The following is a 19,222-nucleotide window of genomic DNA, read 5'->3' as shown; positions in this document are numbered from 1 at the left end:
ACCTGCCTCAGTCGGCGGTGATGCCCATGGTCTTCACGTCGCGGCTCCAGCGCGTCAGCTCGCGGTCGATCTGCTGCTTGAAGGACTTGGGGTCGCTGGTCTCGGGGTCCAGGCCCTGGGCCTCGAACTGGGCCTGCACTTCGGGGCGCTCCATGATCTTGCGCACTTCCTGGGCCAGCCGCTCGACGATGGCCGGGTCCGTGCCGCCCGTGGTGAACAGGCCGTACCAGGACGTGAAGGCATAGCCGGGCAGACCGGCCTCGGCGACGGTGGGCACGTTGGGCAGGTTCTTGACGCGCTGCTTCGTGGTCACGGCCAGGATGCGGGTCTGGCCGGTCTTGGCCGAGGTGATGGCGGGCGGAATGCCCGAGAAGATGGCCTGCACCTGGCCGCCCGACACATCGGTGATGGCCGGGCCGTTGCCGCGGTAGGGCACGTGCACGAGGTTCACGCCGGCCTGCTGCGCGAACAGCGCGCCTGCCAGGTGCAGCGTGGAGCCGTTGCCCGACGATGCGTAGTTGATGCTGCCCGGCGCCTTGCGCGCGGCCTCGATCATTTCCTGCACCGTCTTGTAGGGCAGGGCGGCGTTCACCAGCAGCGCGTTGCCGGACTCGGCCACCAGGGTGATGGGCTCCAGGTCCTTGCGCGGGTCGAACGACAGCTTCTTGGCCAGCACGGGCGCCACGGTGTTGCTGCCGATGGAGCCCAGCAGCAGCGTGCAGCCGTTCTTGGGCGCCTTGGCCACCACTTCGCTGGCGATCAGGCCGCCCGCGCCGCCGCGATTCTCCACCACCACGCTCTGGCCCAGGCGCTGCTGCAGCTCCTTGGCCAGGATGCGGGCCACGATGTCGTTGGCGCCGCCGGCGGCAAAGCCCACCATGATCTTCAGCGGCTGCGAGGGCCAGGCATCGGCGGCGGGCGCGGCCCAGCCGGGCGTGGCGCAGGTCAACAGGGCGGCGCAGCAGACGAGCAGGCGGCGGGACACGGGTGCAGGCATGGAGATCTCCAGAAATCCGGGAAGTGGGAGGGTGCGATCAGGACGATCGGCTATCGGTTGCCAGCGATTTTGATGATAGAAACTGTTTGGTGAAAGCTGTAATTTCTTACGAATCTTGAAAGTAAAACTTTTATGCCAAGCCTGCGCATTCTTCGCACTTTTCTGGCCGTGGCGGCCGAGGGCTCCTTCACCGCCGCCGGACAGCGCGTGGCGCTGACCCAGGTGGCCGTGGGGCTGCAGATGCGCACGCTGGAAAACGACCTCAAGCGCAAGCTGTTCGCGCGCCAGGGCAAGCTGGTCACGCTCAACGAGCAGGGCCGGGCGCTGGTGCCCATTGCCACCCAGCTGGTGGCGCTGTACGAGCAGGCCAAGCACGGCACGCGGGCCGACGCACCGCTGGCCGGCACCGTGCAGTTCGGCTCCATCGTCTCGGCGCTGAGCCAGCTGGTGCGCGCCACGCTGGAGCTCAAGCGCCACCATCCGGCGGTGGACCTGCATGTGGTCTCGGGCAAGTCCAACCGGCTGATCGCCCAGGTGGAGAACCATGAGCTGGATGCGGCCGTGGTGGTCTACAACCCGGCCATCAAGCGCCCCTCGCTGGTCTGGACACCGCTGTACGCCGAGCCCATGGTGCTGCTGGCGCCGCGCGCTGCCCGGCCCGCGGCGCCCGCCGACATGGTGGAGCGCTATCCCTTCATCCGCTTCGACCGCACCGAGCACACGGGCGAGCTGGTGGAGCGCACGCTGCGCCGCCTGCGCGCCAAGCCCCAGGAGTTCCTGGAGCTCAACTCCATCGAGACCATCGTGGAGCTGGTGCGCGACGGCATGGGCGTGGCCATGCTGCCCAATCTGGCGCGGCATGGCTGGGAGGGCGACCCGCGCCTGCGCGTGCTGCCCATTGCCCAGACCGCCGAGAGCCGGCAGATCGCCCTGGTGCAGCTGCGCACGGCGGCGCGCGCCGAGATCATTACCGCCGTGGGCCAGCAATTCGTGGCGGCGCTGGCTGTGCCGGACTGAGTGTGCCGGCCTGAGCGCGGCGCTGTGGGTGTTGCGCTGATCCGCGTGTCTTAAGTTGCGTATTGCGCGAGCCCGTGGCCCATGGACCAGTTCTCCTTGTCCACCTCGACCAGGTTGACGAACACGTCCTCGGGCCGCAGGCCGGGGCTTTCGACCAGCAGCTCGGCGATGCGGCTGAACAGCGCCTTCTTCTGCTCCAGGCTGCGGGTGTTGCTGACCGTGAGCTGCACCAGCACCAGATCGTCGCTGCGCGCCACGCCCAGGTAGGAGGCGCTGTAGCGGAAGTTGTCGCCGTCATGCTCGGTGATGGTCATGAACTGGTCGTCCTCCGGCACGTTGAAGGTCTCGCGCATGGCGCGGTAGAGGCTGTCGCAGATGGCTTGGCGGTAGGCGGGGGACTTGCCGGCGCGCATGTTGATCCGGGTCATGGGCATGGTGTGGCTCCTTTGCGTTGAGTTGAGTTGCGTTGCTTTGCGTTGCTTTGCGTTGTGGGAGCCTCGAAGGTAGGCCGTGCCAGATATTTTGAAAAGCCATGATTGCTGATATCAGTAATAATGAATTGCAATGATTCAACGACCCCTTGACCTGGATGCCGTGCAGAGCTTCGTGCACATCGCGGAGCTGGGCAGCTTCACGCGCGCGGCCGAAGCCATGCAGACCACGCAGGCCGCCGTCAGCCTCAAGCTCAAGCGGCTGGAGCAGCGGCTGGGCTGCAGGCTGGTCGAGCGCACGCCGCGCCATGTGCAGCTGTCGGCGCTGGGCGCCGACTTCCTGCCCCATGCGCGCGAACTGCTGCAGGCCCATGAGCGCGCACTGGCGCTGGCCGTCAGCACGCGCCAGCGGCTGACCATCGGCATCAGCGACCACGTGGCCGGGCCTGAGCTGCCGGCCCTGATCGCCCGCATGAATGCGCAGGACCCGCAGCTGCTGATCGACATCCGCATCGCATCGTCCGGCCCGCTGCTGCAGGGGTTTGACCGGCGCGAGTACGACACGGTGATCGTGCGCACGCATGCCGGGCGTGACGACGGCGAGCTGCTGGCCGAGGAGCCCTTCGGCTGGTTTGCCGCGCCCGGCTGGCAGCACCGCGCGGGCGAGCCCCTGCCGCTGGCCACGCTGGCCGAGCCCTGCGGCGTGCGCGCCATGGCCGGGCAGCTGCTGGATACGGCGCGCATGCCGTGGACCGAGGTGTTCGTGGGCGGCGGCGTGGCAGCTGTCTCGGCCGCCGTCATGGCGGGTCTGGGCGTGGCCGCGCTGGCGCCGCGCATGCTGGCCCTGGGCGCCGTGGACGTGGGCCCGCGCCTGGGCCTGCCCACGCTGCCGCGCCTGCCCGTGCTGCTGCACACCCGCGTGCGCGAAGGTCGGCCGCGCGCGGCGCTGGATGCGCTGGGCGCCGCCTTCAAGTCCGCCGTGCGTGGCTAGCAGCCAACAATCGGCCCGGCATGGCACGCAGCCGCTTGTGCCTGCGGGCCAACGGGCGATAGACTCGCTCCCCTCCCATCCACCCTCACCCTTTCGAGGTGCACCATGCCCCGCCGCACAGCTTCCTGCTGAACGACTTCGTCACACGCTGATCCTGGCCTTGCCCCGGATGTCTTTTGCGTGTGCGCTGCGGTGCGTGGCCTTTTGAGGGCTTGCGGCTGACCGTCCGGTTTGCGGACGGTGCCGACAGTCCTGCCATCTTCCCCTTCGACAGCCTGCCGGCCCGGCCACCACGGGCCAGGCCGCGCTGTCGCTGCATCCCCTGCATTGCGGCGCCTGGCGTCGTCGTCGGCTTTTCCCGCCCCATGGCATGTCGCCGTGGGGTGCTGCATCGTTTTCGGAAAGCACGACATGACCCCATCCATTGCCCAAGGCGCTCACTTTCTTTCGAGCGTCGAGATCCTCAAATACCCCCGCACGCCGCACCTGCGCGGTTCGCGCCTGCAGTCCGGTGACCAGGACGACGCCGTGCCCTATGAGCGGCTGGCCGGCCGGCACATCGTCGTCGAGGAAAAACTCGACGGCGCCAACGCCGCGCTGAGCTTTGCCGGCGACGGCCAGTTGCTGCTGCAGTCGCGCGGCCACTACCTGGACAGCGAGCGGCCCGGCGGGCGCGAGCGCCAGTTCAACCTCTTCAAGCAATGGGCCCAGGCCCATGAGGGCGCGCTGCTGTCCCTGCTGGACGACCGCTACCAGGTGTTCGGCGAGTGGATGTATGCCAAGCACTCGCTGTTCTACGACGCGCTGCCGCACTGGTTCTGCGAGTTCGACATCTGGGACCGCTCGGCGCAGTGCTTCCTGGACACGCCGCGCCGCCATGCCCTGCTGGCCGGCGTGCCCGTGGTCTCGGTGCCTGTGCTCTACAGCGGGGCGGCGCCCCGGCGCATGCAGGACCTGCTGGCGCTGCTGGCCCCCTCGCTGGGCCGCAGCGCGCGCTGGCGCCAGGCCTTCGAGCAGGTGGTGGCCCGCCAGAAGCTGGACCTGCCTCTGTGCTGGCGGCAGACCGACGGCTCCGAGCTGGCCGAGGGCCTGTACCTCAAGGTGGAGGAGGACGGCCAGACCGTGGCGCGCTACAAGTTCGTGCGGCCGGACTTCGTGCAGGTCATCCTTGACTCGGGCTCGCACCACAGCGAGCGGCCCATCGTCCCCAACGGGCTGCGCGAGGGCGCAGACATCTTTGCGGCAGATATTTCAAAAAGCTGGTGAGGCCTGCAGCGCAGACCCATCGCAAGGAGATTTCCATGACGAACTGGAAACAGATCCAGTCCCTGGTGCCGCAGCCCGGCGCCGACCCCGACTTCGCGGCCTGCCTGGCCGCCTTCCCCCAGCTGGAGCAGGCCAAAACCACGCCGCAGGACCCGGTCTACCACGCCGAAGGCGATGTCTGGACGCACACGCAGATGGTGGTGCGCGAACTGCTGGCCGATCCCGGCCATGCGGCGCTCACCGCCACCGAGCGCGAGACGGTCTTCCTGGCCGCGCTGCTGCACGACGTGGCCAAGTGCTCGACCACCGTGGTAGGCGAGGACGGCCGCATCGGCCAGCCCGGCCATTCGCGCCGGGGTGCGCTGGATGCGCGGCTCATGCTCTGGGAAGCCGGTGCGCCCGTGGACCAGCGCGAAGCCATCTGCCGCCTGATCGCCGTGCACCAGGTGCCGTTCTTCGCCTTTGCCGACTCGCGGCGCGGCCTCTCGCCCGAGTTCATCGTGCGCGAGCTGTCCTGGCAGGTGGACCTGCACCTGCTCACCCTGCTGGCGCGGGCCGACATGCGCGGGCGCATCTGCCCGGACATTGCGTCCGTGCTGGTCAACATCGAACTGGTGCGCGAGTTCGCGCTGGAGGAGGGCTGCCTGCGCACGCCACGCCGCTTTGCCTCGGCCGAGACGGCGGTGCGCTACTTCCGGGGCGCGCAGCTGCATCCCGACTATGCGCTGCACGAGCAGGCCGGCTCGCGCGCCATCGTCATGTGCGGCCTGCCGGCCAGCGGCAAGAACACCTGGGTGGCCGCCCACCATGGCGACCTGCCCGTGGTCTCCTTCGACGATGCGCGTACGGAGCTGGGCCTGCGCCACGGCCAGAACGAGGGCGCGGCCGCCCACCACGCCGTGGACAAGGCCAAGGCCCTGCTGCGCGCGGGCCAGCCCTTCGTTTGGAACGCCACCCACCTGTCGCGCCAGATGCGCGGCAAGACCGTGGACCTGTGCCTGGCCTACGGCGCCCGCGTGGAGCTCGTGCACCTCGAAGCCAGCCGCCCAACCCTGCTGGCCCGCAACCGCGCGCGCGACACCACGCTGACCAACGCGGCCCTGCTCACTTTGCTGCAGCGCTGGGACGTGCCTTTGCCTACCGAGGCGCATGCGCTGTCGTTGGTGGTCAATGAGGGGTAGGTCGGGGGTGGGGGTAGGCCCGCCTTTCGCTCAGTCCCTTCGGATTCCGCGCTCCTTCACCAGCCGGCCCCACTTGGCGGCTTCGCTGTCGATGAAGGCGGCGAACTCCTGGCTGCTGCCGCCGCCGAACTCGTTGCCCTGGGAGACGATGCGTTCCCGGACTTCCGGGTGCTCCATGGCCTTGGCGAACGCCTTGTTGAGCCGGGTCACGATCTCGGGCGGCGTGCCTTTGGGCGCCACATAGCCCATCCAGTTGGAGACGGTGACCTGGGGGAAGCCGGACTCGGCGAAGGTGGGCACGTCAGGCAGCATGGCCAGGCGCTGTGCCGAGGTCACACCCAGCGCGCGGATCTTGCGCGCCTGTATGGAGGGCGCGGCCGCACCGGTCTGCTCGAACATCAGGTCCACCTGTCCCGACAGCAGGGCGGTGGCGGCTGGACCACCGCCCTTGAAGGGCACGCCGATCATGTCCAGGCCTGCCGCCGCCTCGAAAAGCTCGGCCGAGAGATGGTGCGCGCCGCCCGGCCCTGCATTGGCGATGTTCAGCTGCCCCGGCCTGTCCTTGGCGGCCGTCACCACATCGGCCACGCTGCGATAGGGCTTGTCGGCGGGCGTGACCAGCACCAGCGGGCTTTTCTCCAGCAGGATGATGGGGACAAAGGTCTTGGGATCGAAGTTGAGCTTGGGATAGATCCAGGGATTGACGGCCAGCGGCCCGAAGCTGCCCATGGCGATGGTGTAGCCGTCGGCTGCGGCGCGGCTCACGAACTCCATTCCGATGTTGCCGCTGGCGCCGGGCTTGTTGTCCACGATCACGGGCTGGCCCAGTATCTGCGCCAGCTGCCTGGCCACGAGCCGGGTCTTGACGTCGGTGTTTCCGCCGGCCGCGAAGGGCACGACGATGGTGACGGCGCGGACGGGGTAGCCGTCGGGGGCGGTCTGGGACCGGGCCGTGGCCGAAGCCAGGACCAGGATGGCGGCGGCCGTGGCGGCCAGCGCGGGATGAAGCTGCATGTCGTCTCCTGTGGTTTTCTGAAGGGAAAGGCAAATGCCGGGAAAGGGCGCGCCCTCACTCGGCCACGATGCGGGCCGAAGTCACGATGGCGGCGTACCTGGCGGTCTCGGCGGCGATGAAATCCTTGAACTCCTGCTGGGACATGGGGGCGGGCTCGCCGCCCAGTTCGCGCAGGCGCTGCGCCAGCGCGGGATCCTTGAGCGCATTGACCACCGCCGCATGCAGCCGCGCCTGGACGGCCGGCGGCGTGGAGGCGGGCGCGAAGAGGCCGAACCAGTTGTCCAGGTCGTAGGAGGCCAGGCCCGTGGACTCGGCAATGGCGGCAATGCCGGGGGCGAAGCTGGCGCGCTGCGCTGAAGTCACCGCCAGCGCCTTGACACGGCCGCTCTTGATGAAGGGCGCGGCCCCCGCGTAGCTGACGAAGGCCAGTTCGACCACGCCCGAGGACACGTCCACTAGCTGGTTGGCCGCGCCCCGGTAGGGCACGTGGTTCAGCCGGATGCCGGCCAGCGACTGCAGCAGCTCGCCATTGAGGTGCTGGGGATTGCCCACGCCGCTGGTGGCGTAGCCGAGCTTGCCGGGGCTGGCCTTGGCCAGGCGCACCAGTTCATCGATGTTGCTGGCCGGCAGGCCGGGCGAGGCCACCAGCACGTTGGGCACGCGCGTGACCAGGGTCAGGGGGGCCAGGTCGCGGGACGGCTGGTAGGGCATGCGGCCCTGGTGCACCAGCGGGGCGATGGCGGTTTCGCCGGCCGAGCCCAGCAGCAGCGTGTGGCCGTCGCCCGCCGCGCGTGCCACGGCGCCTGCGCCCAGCATGCCGCTGGCGCCGGGCCTGTTGTCCACCACCACCGGCTGCTTGAGCGTCACGCGCAGCCGCTCGGCCAGCAGCCGGGCCATGGCGTCGACGCCGCCGCCTGCCGTGAAGGGAACCACGAGAGTGATGCTGCGCTGCGGCGCGTCCTGGGCCGCAGCGGGCAGGTTGCCGATGAGGCTGATGAGGCCAATGAGGCCGGCGAGCAGCGCGTTGCCCAGGTTGCGCAGCAAGCTGCGGCGGGAGGGAGCGGACATGTCAAAACTCCTTGGCGGCCTTTTAGCCGGGGTTTCAGGGAAAGCGAGATGAGGCGTTTGATTGCATTTTAGAAATTCAAAATGCAAAATATCAGCTATGGAAAACACCGAGAACCCCTTTTCCCGCATCCTTGAACTGGACGGAGTCCGCTACCACGCTGCCGATGTGCCGGGCGTGCTGGGCGAGTGCCTGCCGCGCCTGCCCGTGGTGCTCAGGTTGTTGCTGGAGAACGTGCTGCGCCACATGGAGGGGCAGGAAAGGGACGCTGCCGTGGCTGCCCTGCGGGCCTGGCTGGATCACGGCAGCAGCGAGGCCGAGATCGCCTTCCAGCCGGGCCGCGTGCTCATGCACGACACCACCAGCACGCCGGCGCTGGTCGACATCGCAGCCATGCGTGATGCCCTGCACGAAGAGGGCGTGGATCCGGCCGTGCTCAATCCGGTGCTGCCCGTCGACGTGTCGGTGGACCACTCGCTGGCCGTGGAGGCCTATGCAGCGCCGGGCGCCGCCCAGGCCAACCTGGAGCACGAGATACGGCGCAATGCCGAGCGCTACCGCTTCCTGCGCTGGGCCTCCAGGGCCCTGGCCCATGTGACCATCCACCCGCCGGGCACGGGGATCATGCACACCATCAACCTGGAGCAGTTGGCCACCGTGGTGACCACCGAGGAGCGCGGCGGCAGGCTCTGGGCCGTGCCCGACATGATGCTGGGCACGGACAGCCACACACCCATGGTCAACGGCATCGGCGTGCTGGGCTGGGGCGTTGGCGGGCTGGAGGCGCAGACCGTGATGTTCGGCATGCCCACCATGCTGCGCATCCCCGATGTCATCGGCGTGCGGCTGACCGGCGCGCTGCACCCCGGCGTGCAGGCCAGCGACCTGGCCCTGGTCGCCACCCAGCGGCTGCGCGCCCTGGGCGTGGCCGGCGAGTTCGTCGAGTACTTCGGCCCCGGCGTGTCCACGCTGACGGCGGGCCAGCGCAGCGTGGTGGCCAACATGGCGCCCGAGTACGGCGCCACCACGGGCTACTTCGCGGTCGATGGCCAGACGCTTGACTACCTGCGCGCCACGGGCCGCAGCCCGCAGCGCGTCGCCCTGGTCGAGGCCTATATGCGTGCCCAGGGCCTGTGGTTCGATCCGCAGGCCCAGCCGCGCTACACACGCCAGATCGAGATCGACCTGGACGCCGTGGGCTGGCACATTGCCGGTCCGCGCCGCCCGCAGGACCTGCTCGACTATGGCGACAGCGCCCGCGCGCTGCAGGCCGTGGGCTTTGTTGCGTCCGGCGCGCAGGCCGGGCTGCCGCGCCATGCCGTGGCGCTGGCCGCCATCACCAGCTGCACCAATACCTCGGACCCCGCGCTGCTGGTCGCCGCCGGGCTGGTGGCGCGCAAGGCGCGGGCGCTGGGGCTGAAGGTCCCCGCATGGGTCAAGACATCGCTGGCACCGGGCTCGCCGGCGGCTGCCTCCTATCTGGCGCGCGCCGGGCTGCTGCAGGACCTGGAGGCCGTGGGCTTCGGCATCGTGGGCTACGGCTGCACCACCTGCATCGGCAACCCTGGCCCGCTGACGGAGCCGGTGCGCCAGGCCCAGCGCGCCGGCCAGGCCAAGGCCGTGGCCATTTTGTCGGGCAACCGGAATTTCCCGGGCCGCGTGCATCCGGACATCGAGCTGAGCTTCATCATGTCGCCGTCCCTGGTCATCGCCTTCGGCCTGGCCGGCGACGCGGCCCGCAACCTGCGCCTCGAGCCCGTGCAGCACCTGGCCGATGGTCGGCCCGTGTTCCTGGTCGACCTCATGCCCACCCGCGAGGAAGTCCAGGCGGCGCTGGCGCTGGGCCTGCACCCGCAGGACTTCGGCCGCGACTTCGCGCGGGCCACGCTCAACCCGGCCTGGCATGCGCTGAAGGCGCCCGAGGGGCCGTTGTTTCCCTGGGACGCGCGGTCCACCGCGCTGCGCCGCCCGCCCTTTGCGGCGATGTCCGAGGGCAGCCAGCTGGGCCGCTACCAGGCCCACCCGCTGCTGGTGGTGGGCGACGACATCACCACGGACCATATCTCGCCGGCCAGCGCCATCCCGCCCGACAGCCTGGTGGCCGATTTCCTGGTGGAGCGCGGCGACGACCGGGGTGATCTCAACGTCTTCGCGTCGCGGCGCGGCAACTGGGAGGTGATGGTGCGGGCGGCCTTTCACAGCAAGACGCTGAAGAACCTGCTGGCGCCCGGTGCCCCCGTGGCCCATGGCCTGCATGCGCCGTCGGGCGAGATCGCGCCGCTGTGGGACATCGCGCAGCGCTACCGCAAGGCGGGCCAGTCCGTGGTGCTGGTGGCCGGCGAGCGCTACGGCACGGGCTCCTCGCGCGACTGGGCCGCCAAGGGCCAGCGCCTGCTGGGCATACGTGCCGTGCTGGCCCTGAGCTTCGAGCGCATCCACCGCTCCAACCTCATCGGCATGGGCATCGTGCCGCTGCGCTTGCCTGCGGGCATGGGCCCGCAGGAACTGGCGCTGCAGCCGGGCGACCGTATCGAGATCGATGCACCGTCCGACGCCCTGGCGCCGCGCTGCGCCGTGCCCGTGCGCATACTGCGCGGCGATGGCAGCGTGCAGGCGCTGCAGGCCACGGCCGCCGTGGAGACGCAGCTGGAGGCCGGGCTGCTGCGCAGCGGCGGCGTGATTCCTTCCATCCTGCGGCAGGCGGCCGGGCGCTGATGTGGCATGGCATGACAATGGGGGCATGAAGACCTCCACCCAGCTGTGCTCGCAAATCCTGGCACTGGCCCGTTCCGAGCAATGGGACAGCGGAACCCACCTGGCCGCCCAGGGTCTGGCCGACCGGCTGCGCGTCTCCCGCCAGCCCGTCAACGAGGCCTTGCAGCAGCTGGAAGAGCAGGGTGTGGTGCGGCGCGAGCGCAACCGGGGGTTTTTCCTGGCCCTGCCGCATGACCGGATTCCGGCCGAACTGCTGGCCGAGGCGGCGGCCGGCGACCAGGACCTGACCGAAGCCATCTACTTTCGCATCGCCGAGGACCGGCTGCGCGCCAGCCTGCCCGAATCCGTCACCGAGGCCGCGCTGCGCACGCGCTACGGCCTGAGCAAGGCCCAACTGGCGGCCGTGCTCAACCGCATCTCGCAGGAGGGCTGGATCGAGCGCAAGCCCGGCTACGGCTGGACCTTTGCGGCCATGCTGACCACGCCCGACAGCCTGCTGCAGTCCTACCGCCTGCGTATGGCGCTAGAGCCGGCCGCGCTGCTGGAGCCCGGCTACCGGCTGGACCGCGCCGTGCTGCAACGCTGCCGCGCGGCCGAAATCCACTTGCTCGAAGGCGGCATCGCCACCGACCCGGCCGACCGCATCCACGACCGGGGGGTGAACTTCCACGAGTCCCTGGTCGAGGCCTCGGGCAACGTGTTCTTCATCGACACCATCCGCCGCGTCAACCGCGTGCGGCGCCTGCTGTCCTACCGCTCCATGCAGGACCGGGCGCGCTACCGCGAGCACTGCGAGCAGCATCTGAACATCCTGGAACTGCTGGGGCGCGAGCGCAACGAAGAAGCCTCCCTCGCCATGCGCGAGCACCTGGCGAGCACCTTGCGCAACCTGGCCAGCATCAGCGATCTCCTCGGTCCCGGCGCAGCGTCCCCAGAACCTTCGCGTACCTCTTCGCGTATCCCTTCGCGTACCTCTTCCACGCCCCGGCGGGCATCCCGTTGACCCTTGAAGCGAGCCATCCATGAACCTTTCCTCCCAGCTGCTGTCCACCCTCGCGCCGCTTGGCCGCATCCGCGCATCCATCAACACCGGCAATCCCATCCTTGCGCGGCTGCAGGCCGATGGCCAGCCCGCAGGCGTGTCCATCGACCTGGCCCGGCGCCTTGCGCAGCAGCTGGGGCTGGAGCTGGAACTGGTGGTCTTCGATACGGCCGCCAAGTCGGTGGATGCCGTCACGCGCGAGGAGGCCGACTTCGGCTTCTTTGCCGTGGACCCCGTGCGCGGCGCGGGCATCGGCTTCACGGCGCCCTATGTGCTGATCGAGGGCAGCTACCTGGTGCGCCAGGATTCGCCGCTGACCGACAACGCCCAGGTGGACCGGGCCGGGCACACCGTGGTGGTCGGCAAGGGCAGCGCCTATGACCTGTACCTGAGCCGCGAGCTCAAGCATGCGCAGATAGAGCGCGCCGTGTCCTCGCCCGCCGTGGTGCAGACCTTTGTGGAATCGACGGCCGACGTGGCCGCCGGCGTCAAGCAGCAATTGGAGGCTGATGCCGCCCGCCTGCCCGGCCTGCGCCTGCTGCCGGGCCGCTTCATGGTGATCCAGCAGGCCATGGGCCTGCCCAAGGGGCGGGGCGATGAGGCCCTGCGCGTGCTGGCGGCCTTTGTGGAGGAGGCCAAGGCTTGCGGCTTTGTGGCCGAGGCGCTGCAGCGCCATGGCATTCAGGGCGCGGCCGTCGCACCGCTGGCGGGCGCATCGGCATGAGCACCTCAGCGTCGCGCCCCCTGTACGCCTACGTGGGTTCGCGCACCACGCGCGAGCGCGACGCACGTGGCGAGGGCATCACCGTCTATCGCGTGGACGAAGCCACGGGCGGCCTGCAGCATCTGCAGACCGTGGACGGGCTTTCCAACCCCTCGTTCCTGGCGCTCGATGCAGCCGGCACCCGGCTCTACACCGTGCATGGCGATGGCCATGAGGTCAGCGTCTTCGCACGCGATGCCGCAACGGGCCGCCTGGCGTTGCTGCAGACCCGGGACTGCGGCGGGCGCAACCCGGTGCACCTGGCCATCGCCCCGGGTGGACGGCAGCTGGTGGTCTCCGACCATCTGGGCGAGCCGGCTGCCAGCGATGGCCACCAGGGGTATGGCGGGCCAGGCGGTACGCTGGCCGTGATGTCGATCGCACCGGACGGGCGCCTGGGCTCCGTGCAGCAGCGGCTTGCGCTACCGGGCCAACCCGGGCCGCATCGCAAGGAGCAGCCGTTTGCCAAGCCGCACTTCAACCCCTTCTCGCCGGACGGGCGCTTCGTGCTGGTGCCTGACAAGGGGCAGGATCGGATCTTCATCTTCGCCTTCGAGCACGGGCGGCTGGCGCCTGCGCCCCAGCCCTGGCTGGACTGCCGCGAAGGCTCGGGCCCGCGGCATATGGCCTTCCATCCTGCGCTGGCCTGCGCCTATGTGGTCAACGAACTGGACAACACCGTGCTCACCTGCCGCTTCGATGCGGCCACGGGGGCGCTGCAGGGCTTGCAGATCCTGTCCACCCTGCCGGAGCGCTTTGTGGGCAACAGCCGGGCGGCGGGCATCGAGGTCTTGCGCGACGGCCGGCAGGTGCTGGTGTCCAATCGCGGCGCTGACGGCATTGCGGTCTTCGATGTCGATCCTTTGACGGGGCTGCTGCACGCCAGTGGCGGCTTCGCCTCGGGCGGGCGCACGCCGCGCTTTTTCACGTCCTCGCCCGACGGGCGCCTGCTCTATGTGCTCAACGAGGACAGCGACAGCATCGTCTGCCATGCCCCGGATGACGCCTGGCGCCCGCTGGCCAGCACCCACTGCGCCAGCCCGGTGTGCATGGTGTTCGCGCGGTAGCCGTCCACGCTGCCCTCCGGGGCAGGGTCAGGCGCCGCGCAGCACCAGCAGGTCGATGCTGGCCGGCACGCCCAGGCGCACGGCAAAGCCGGCCCACAGGCCTGCGCCGGCGCTGACGAAGAGCTTCATGGCGCCGACCTCGTACTCGCCGCGCACAAAGCCGTCATTGGCGGGCGCCACCAGCCATTGGTCCATGCCCAGGATCAGTCCGCCGTGCGTATGGCCCGACAGCTGCAGGCCCACGCCGTGGGCCGCATTGTCGCGGGCGGTCTTGGGCTGGTGGGCCAGCAGCAGGTGGTATTGCGCACCGGCCTCTTTGGCCTGGCGGGCCACGGTCTCGATGTCGGGCGGCACGCCTTCGGCCACGGAGGGGTCGGTGTTCTGGCGCGACAGGCGGCCGTAGGCCGGATCGCCGATGCCCGACAGCGCCAGGCGCGCGCCCTGCACATCGATCAGCTGCATGCGGTTTTCCAGCAGGTTCAGGCCCAGGCGGCGGAATTCGGCCATCCAGGCGTCGTAGCCGCTGTAGTACTCATGGTTGCCGGGCGCGGCCCAGACGCCGTAGCGTGCCTTGAGCTGCGCCAGCGGCGCGACGTTGGCGCGGCCGCTGCCCACGTCGCCGTCCACCATGTCGCCGGGCAGCACGATGAGGTCGGGCCGCGCCTCCAGCGTGCGCTCCACGATGGTCTGCACATAGCGCGCGTTGTTGATGGGGCTGGCGTGGATGTCGGCCAGCACGGCCACGCGCAGGCCTTCCAGGCCGGTGGGCAGGCCGGGCAGGCGCAGCGTGCGTTCGTGCACCTCGGGCGGGCGCAGCGCATTGGCCACGCCCCAGGCCGACAGCAGGCCCGCCAGGGCCAGTGCGCCGGCCGTGAGCAGCGGGGCGTGCAGGCGCTGCTTCCAGTCCTCGCGCCGGGCCACGGCGGCCAGCGCCCAGAGGCCGTCGCGCAGCACGATGAAGACGGCCAGCATCAGCAGCAGGGCCAGCACCCAGCCGCCCGGCACCTGCAGATAGGCCAGCGTGCGGTACTCGACCGTGCCCTCGCGCAGCAGCACCAGCAGCAGGGCGGGCGTGCAGCCCAGGGCCGCCGTGGCGACGGCCGCCATCAGGCGTGCGCGGCGCGGCATCAGGCGGACGGGCCACCACAGCCACAGGGCCAATAGCGGGATGACGAGGGCGGCAAGAGTAACCATGGGGAGCTGATCGAGGAAGACGGGTGAGGCGGCCAGCGCCGGGAGCGGCAAGGCGAGCGCCGATTGTGCGCAATGCCATGCATGCCGCTGGCCTGACTTGGCGAAGGCCCTGGCATGCGGGGGTTTTCATGCGGGCGGCACAGGGCAGGCGTATGGAAATCTGCAGCCGCGTGGCGCCGCCGGCATGGCGCGGGGATAATCCAGCCCCTTATGCCTTTGAAGATCAGCTTCCCTGAATCCCTGCCCGTATCCGCCCGCCGTGAGGAAATCATGGAGGCCATGGACCGGCACCAGGTCATCATCGTGTGCGGCGAAACGGGCTCGGGCAAGACCACGCAGCTGCCCAAGATCGCGCTGGCGCTGGGCCGGGGCAAGGTCAACGCCACGCCCGACGACAAGGGCCAGGTGCGCGGCCACCTGATCGGCCACACGCAGCCGCGCCGCATTGCCGCCAGCTCGGTGGCCAAGCGCATTGCCGAGGAGCTGAACACGCCGCTGGGCGATGTGGTGGGCTACAAGGTGCGTTTCCAGGACCGGCTTTCCAAGGACGCCTCGGTCAAGCTGATGACGGACGGCATCCTGCTGGCCGAGACGCAGACCGATCCGCTGCTCAAGGCCTACGACACCCTGATCATCGACGAGGCCCACGAGCGCAGCCTCAACATCGACTTCCTGCTGGGCTACATCAAGCAGATCCTGCCCCGGCGCCCCGACCTCAAGGTGGTGGTGACATCGGCCACCATCGATGCCGAGCGGTTCTCCAGGCATTTCGAAGGCCCCAAGGGGCCTGCGCCGGTGATCATGGTCTCGGGCCGCACCTACCCCGTGGAGATGCGCTGGCGCCCCTTCGAGGAAAAGCGCGACCACGACCTCAACGACGCCATCGCCGAAGGCGTGGACGAGCTGTGGGCCGGCGGCGTCAGCGGCGACATCCTGGTGTTCCTGCCCGGCGAGCGCGAGATCCGCGAGGCGGCCGACCACCTGCGCAAGCACCTGGCACAGCAGCCCGTGCTGCGCCATGCCGAGGTGCTGCCGCTGTTCTCGCGCCTGTCGCAGGCCGAGCAGGACCGCATCTTCGACAGCCACACAGGCCGGCGCATCGTGCTGGCCACCAACGTGGCCGAGACCTCGCTGACCGTGCCCGGCATCCGCTATGTGATCGATGCGGGCACGGCGCGCGTCAAGCGCTATTCCTTCCGCAGCAAGGTCGAGCAGCTGCTGGTCGAGCCCATCAGCCAGGCGGCGGCCAACCAGCGCGCCGGCCGTTGCGGCCGCGTGGCCAACGGCATCTGCATCCGCCTCTACGACGAGGCCGACTTCGGCACGCGCGCGCGCTTCACCGACCCTGAAATCCTGCGCTCCTCGCTGGCCGGCGTCATCCTGCGCATGAAGTCGCTGGGCCTGGGCGACGTGGTGAATTTCCCCTTCCTCGAAGCGCCCTCGGGCCGCGCCATTGCCGACGGCTACCAATTGCTGGGCGAGCTGGGCGCCGTGGACGAGCGCGGCGAGCTGCTGCCCATGGGCCGCGAGCTGTCGCGCCTGCCGCTGGACCCGCGCGTGGGCCGCATGATCCTGGAGGCGCGCACGCGCGGCGCCGTGGCCGAGGTGCTGGTCATCGCCTCCGCCCTGTCCGTGCAGGACGTGCGCGACCGGCCGCTGGAGGCCCAGCAGCAGGCCGACCAGCAGCACGCCAAGTTCGACGACGAGAAAAGCGAATTCAGCGGCTACCTGCGCCTGTGGAAATGGCTGCAGGATGCGCGCGGCGGCAAGGTGGTGGCCAAGAGCCGCAAGGAAATGGCCACGGCCCAGGCGCCTGCCGCCAAGCCATCGGCGCGCAATGCCGCCTTCCTGCCCGTGGCCCAGCGCAGCGGCGGGCAGAGCGTGGCCGCCCCGGCGGCCGAGGCGCTGGCGGCCTTCCATCCGCAGGACACCGGTCCCGGCACGGATGACGAGCCCTCGCACAAGCTCAGCAACCGCCAGTGGGAGCAGCTGCTGCGCCAGAACTTCATCAACATCCGCCGCGTGCGGGAATGGCGCGACATCCACTCGCAGCTGCTGACCGTGGTCAACGAGCACAAGTGGAAGATCAACACCGAGCCTGCGGGCTACGACGCCGTGCACCTGTCCATGCTGTCCGGCCTGCTGGGCAACCTGGGCTACAAGGGCGATGAAAGCGACGCCTACCTGGGCGCGCGCGGCATCCGCTTCTACCCGCACCCGGGCGCCCACCTGTCCAAGAAGCCGGGGCGCTGGATCGTTGCGGCCGAGCTGGTGGAAACCTCGCGCCTGTACGGCCGGGGCATCGCCGCCATCGATCCGCAGTGGCTGGAGGAAGTCGGCGCCCACCTGCTCAAGAAGCAGCTGCTCGATCCGCACTGGTCCAAGAACCAGGCCGATGTGGTGGCGCTGGAGCGCGCCACGCTCTACGGCCTGGTGGTCTACAACGGCCGGCGCATGAGCTATGGCCGAATCGACCCGCAGTCCGCGCGCGAGATCTTCATCCGCCAGGCCCTGGTGGAGGGGCAGTGGGATACGCGCTGGCACTTCCTGCCCGCCAACCTCAAGCTGGTGCGCAAGGTCGAGGAGCTGGAGCACAAGAGCCGCCGCCAGGACGTGCTGGTCGATGACGAGCTGATCTACGCCTTCTACGACCAGCAGATCCCCAAGGACGTGTTCAGCGGCGCCACCTTCGACCATTGGTTCCGCGAGGCGGCCAAGGAAAACGCCGACCTGCTGCGCCTGTCGCGCGACGAGCTGATGCGCCACGAGGCGGCCGGCATCACCACCCAGGCCTTTCCCAAGGTGGTCAAGCTCGGCGGCGTGGACTGCACGGCCAGCTACCTGCACAGCCCCGGCGACGCGCGCGACGGCATCACCGTCACCGTGCCGCTGTTCGTGCTCAACCAGGTCAGCGACGAGCGCGTGGAATGGCTGGTGCCCGGCATGCTCAAGGACAAGCTCCAGGCCCTGCTCAAGAGCCTGCCGCAGCGCCCGCGCAGCCGCTTCGTGCCCCTGCCCGAAAGCGCCCAGCGCCTGGCCGAACTCTTCACCACGCCCGAGCGCTGGGGCCAGGGATCGCTGATCGATGCCCTGCTCAAGCAGGTGCGCGACGAGACCTCGCTGGACGTCAAGCGCGCCGACTTCAAGCTGGACATGCTCAGCCCGCACCTGTTCATGAACTTCCGAATCACGGACGAGCATGGACGCCAGCTGGGCCAGGGCCGCAACCTGGGCGCGCTCAAGGCCGAACTGGGCGCCAAGGCGCGCGGCGCCTTCCAGGCGCTGGCCGCGTTGAAGGTGGCGTCGGTCACGGAGGCCCCTGCACCCGCTGCCAACGCTGCCACCGCGCCCGAAACTGGGAGGAAGCCAGCGCCCGCTGCCAAGGCGGAAAAGCCCGACCAGGCCACGCCTGCCAGGAATGCCAAGCCCAGCCAGCCCGCCGACAGCCGCTACAAGGAATGGAGCTTTGGCGAGCTGCCCGAGCTGATGGAGATCGGCCGGGGCGGGCAGACGCTGATCGGCTTCCCTGCGCTCATCGACCATGGCGATGCCGTCGGCATCGAGGTCTTCGACGAGCCCGAGGTTGCGGCCGCACGCCACCGCGTGGGCCTGCGCCGCCTGTTCGCGCTGCAGATCCGCGACGCGCTCAAGTACCTGGAAAAGAACATTCCAGACCTGCAGAAGATGGCCGTCGCCTACATGCCGCTGGGCACGCAGGAGGAACTGCGCGAGCAGATCATCGACGTGGCCATAGACCGCGCCTTCCTGCAGGAGCCGCTGCCCACCAACGACGCGCAGTTCAAGCAGCGCGTGCAGGACGGACGCGGCCGGCTGACGCTGATCGCCAACGAGGTGGCTCGCATGGCCTCCACCATCCTGGTCGAGTACGCGGCGGCGCAGCGCAAGATCAAGGACACCAAGAACGCGCCTGACGCCACGGCCGACGCCGCCCAGCAATTGCAGCGCCTGGTGCCCAAGAACTTCATCGCGGCCGCGCCCTGGACCCAGTTGCAGCATTACGCGCGCTACCTCAAGGCCATCACCAGCCGCCTGGACAAGTACCGCGCCGACCCTGCGCGTGACGCCAGCCGCCTGACCGAGCTGCGCCCGCTGGAGCAGCGCTACTGGCGACTGGTGGCCGAGCGCAAGGGCCACATCGATGCGCGCATGCAGGAGTACCGCTGGATGCTGGAGGAGCTGCGCGTGAGCTTCTTCGCCCAGGAGCTGCGCACGCCGTACCCGGTCAGCATCAAGCGGCTGGACAAGGTCTGGCAGCAGCTGCAGAACTAGCGCCGCGCCGGCCTGCGGCCCTTTCTTGAGCGGGAGGGCCGCAGGCCATGTTTCAATGCGGCATCTCCACCTTCACCGGCACGCGGCCGGTTGGAGCGATGCAAGGCCCAAGGCCTTATGCGCCATCACTGAGATGGGGTATTTTTCAAAGCACGGGTGATCTGTGCAGAACCTGCACAGATGCTGG

At 69.5% G+C, this 19,222-nt stretch carries 14 protein-coding genes; 9 read left to right on the top strand and 5 right to left on the bottom strand.

Features of this window, described 5'->3' with window-relative positions:
• Positions 1–7 precede the first annotated feature (7 nt).
• The gene (locus DACI_RS22955) at positions 8–997 is read right to left on the bottom strand and encodes a Bug family tripartite tricarboxylate transporter substrate binding protein (protein WP_012206362.1); all 990 of its coding nucleotides are present in this window, start codon (positions 995–997) and stop codon (positions 8–10) included.
• A 132-nt stretch (positions 998–1,129) separates the two neighbouring features.
• On the opposite strand from DACI_RS22955, the gene DACI_RS22950 reads away from it, so the two are divergent.
• Positions 1,130–2,014 (top strand): LysR family transcriptional regulator, encoded by an 885-nt coding sequence (locus DACI_RS22950; protein ID WP_012206361.1) that lies wholly within the window; start codon positions 1,130–1,132, stop codon positions 2,012–2,014.
• 50 nt (positions 2,015–2,064) lie between these two features.
• Here DACI_RS22950 and DACI_RS22945 read toward each other — a convergent pair whose 3' ends face one another.
• Positions 2,065–2,448: a tautomerase family protein gene (locus DACI_RS22945; RefSeq protein WP_012206360.1), complete on the bottom strand. Its 384-nt coding sequence runs from the start codon at positions 2,446–2,448 to the stop codon at positions 2,065–2,067.
• Positions 2,449–2,578: 130 nt separating this feature from the next.
• Between DACI_RS22945 and DACI_RS22940 the strand changes: the two genes are divergently transcribed.
• The 3 genes from DACI_RS22940 (at position 2,579) to DACI_RS22930 (ending at position 5,883) form a co-directional block, all read left to right on the top strand.
• Positions 2,579–3,436, top strand: coding sequence for a LysR family transcriptional regulator (locus DACI_RS22940; RefSeq protein ID WP_012206359.1), 858 nt, complete (start codon positions 2,579–2,581; stop codon positions 3,434–3,436).
• Between the two features lie 411 nt (positions 3,437–3,847).
• Entirely contained in the window at positions 3,848–4,702 is an 855-nt protein-coding gene (locus DACI_RS22935) for an RNA ligase family protein (protein WP_012206358.1), read from the top strand.
• Between the two features lie 35 nt (positions 4,703–4,737).
• Positions 4,738–5,883, top strand: coding sequence for an AAA family ATPase (locus DACI_RS22930; RefSeq protein WP_012206357.1), 1,146 nt, complete (start codon positions 4,738–4,740; stop codon positions 5,881–5,883).
• 30 nt (positions 5,884–5,913) lie between these two features.
• On the opposite strand, the gene DACI_RS22925 is transcribed toward DACI_RS22930, so the two are convergent.
• Together DACI_RS22925 and DACI_RS22920 are read right to left on the bottom strand one after the other, a co-directional pair.
• A complete protein-coding gene (locus DACI_RS22925) occupies positions 5,914–6,897 on the bottom strand; it encodes a Bug family tripartite tricarboxylate transporter substrate binding protein (RefSeq protein WP_012206356.1) in 984 nt (327 codons plus the stop codon).
• Between the two features lie 55 nt (positions 6,898–6,952).
• Positions 6,953–7,966 carry a Bug family tripartite tricarboxylate transporter substrate binding protein gene (locus DACI_RS22920; protein ID WP_012206355.1) on the bottom strand — a complete coding sequence of 338 codons (1,014 nt, stop codon included), beginning with the start codon at positions 7,964–7,966 and terminating at the stop codon, positions 6,953–6,955.
• A gap of 97 nt (positions 7,967–8,063) precedes the next feature.
• Between DACI_RS22920 and DACI_RS22915 the strand changes: the two genes are divergently transcribed.
• Genes DACI_RS22915 through DACI_RS22900 form a run of 4 tightly spaced genes read left to right on the top strand, consistent with a single transcriptional unit; the run spans position 8,064 to position 13,551 of the window.
• Positions 8,064–10,679, top strand: coding sequence for an aconitate hydratase AcnA (locus tag DACI_RS22915; protein ID WP_012206354.1), 2,616 nt, complete (start codon positions 8,064–8,066; stop codon positions 10,677–10,679).
• Positions 10,680–10,704: 25 nt separating this feature from the next.
• Positions 10,705–11,682: a GntR family transcriptional regulator gene (locus DACI_RS22910; RefSeq protein ID WP_012206353.1), complete on the top strand. Its 978-nt coding sequence runs from the start codon at positions 10,705–10,707 to the stop codon at positions 11,680–11,682.
• A gap of 19 nt (positions 11,683–11,701) precedes the next feature.
• A complete protein-coding gene (locus DACI_RS22905) occupies positions 11,702–12,445 on the top strand; it encodes an ABC transporter substrate-binding protein (protein WP_012206352.1) in 744 nt (247 codons plus the stop codon).
• Positions 12,442–13,551 (top strand): lactonase family protein, encoded by a 1,110-nt coding sequence (locus tag DACI_RS22900; protein WP_012206351.1) that lies wholly within the window; start codon positions 12,442–12,444, stop codon positions 13,549–13,551. Before DACI_RS22905 ends, DACI_RS22900 begins: the two co-directional genes overlap by 4 nt.
• A 27-nt stretch (positions 13,552–13,578) precedes the next feature.
• On the opposite strand, the gene DACI_RS22895 is transcribed toward DACI_RS22900, so the two are convergent.
• Positions 13,579–14,745, bottom strand: a complete 1,167-nt coding sequence (locus DACI_RS22895; RefSeq protein WP_012206350.1) for a metallophosphoesterase — start codon at positions 14,743–14,745, stop codon at positions 13,579–13,581.
• 210 nt (positions 14,746–14,955) lie between these two features.
• On the opposite strand from DACI_RS22895, the gene hrpA reads away from it, so the two are divergent.
• A complete protein-coding gene (hrpA, locus tag DACI_RS22890) occupies positions 14,956–19,035 on the top strand; it encodes an ATP-dependent RNA helicase HrpA (protein WP_043782328.1) in 4,080 nt (1,359 codons plus the stop codon).
• Positions 19,036–19,222: the final 187 nt, after the last annotated feature.

Source organism: Delftia acidovorans SPH-1 (genome assembly GCF_000018665.1).
Taxonomy (GTDB): Bacteria; Pseudomonadota; Gammaproteobacteria; order Burkholderiales; family Burkholderiaceae_C; genus Comamonas; species Comamonas acidovorans.
This window is presented reverse-complemented; position numbering and strand designations above follow the sequence as displayed.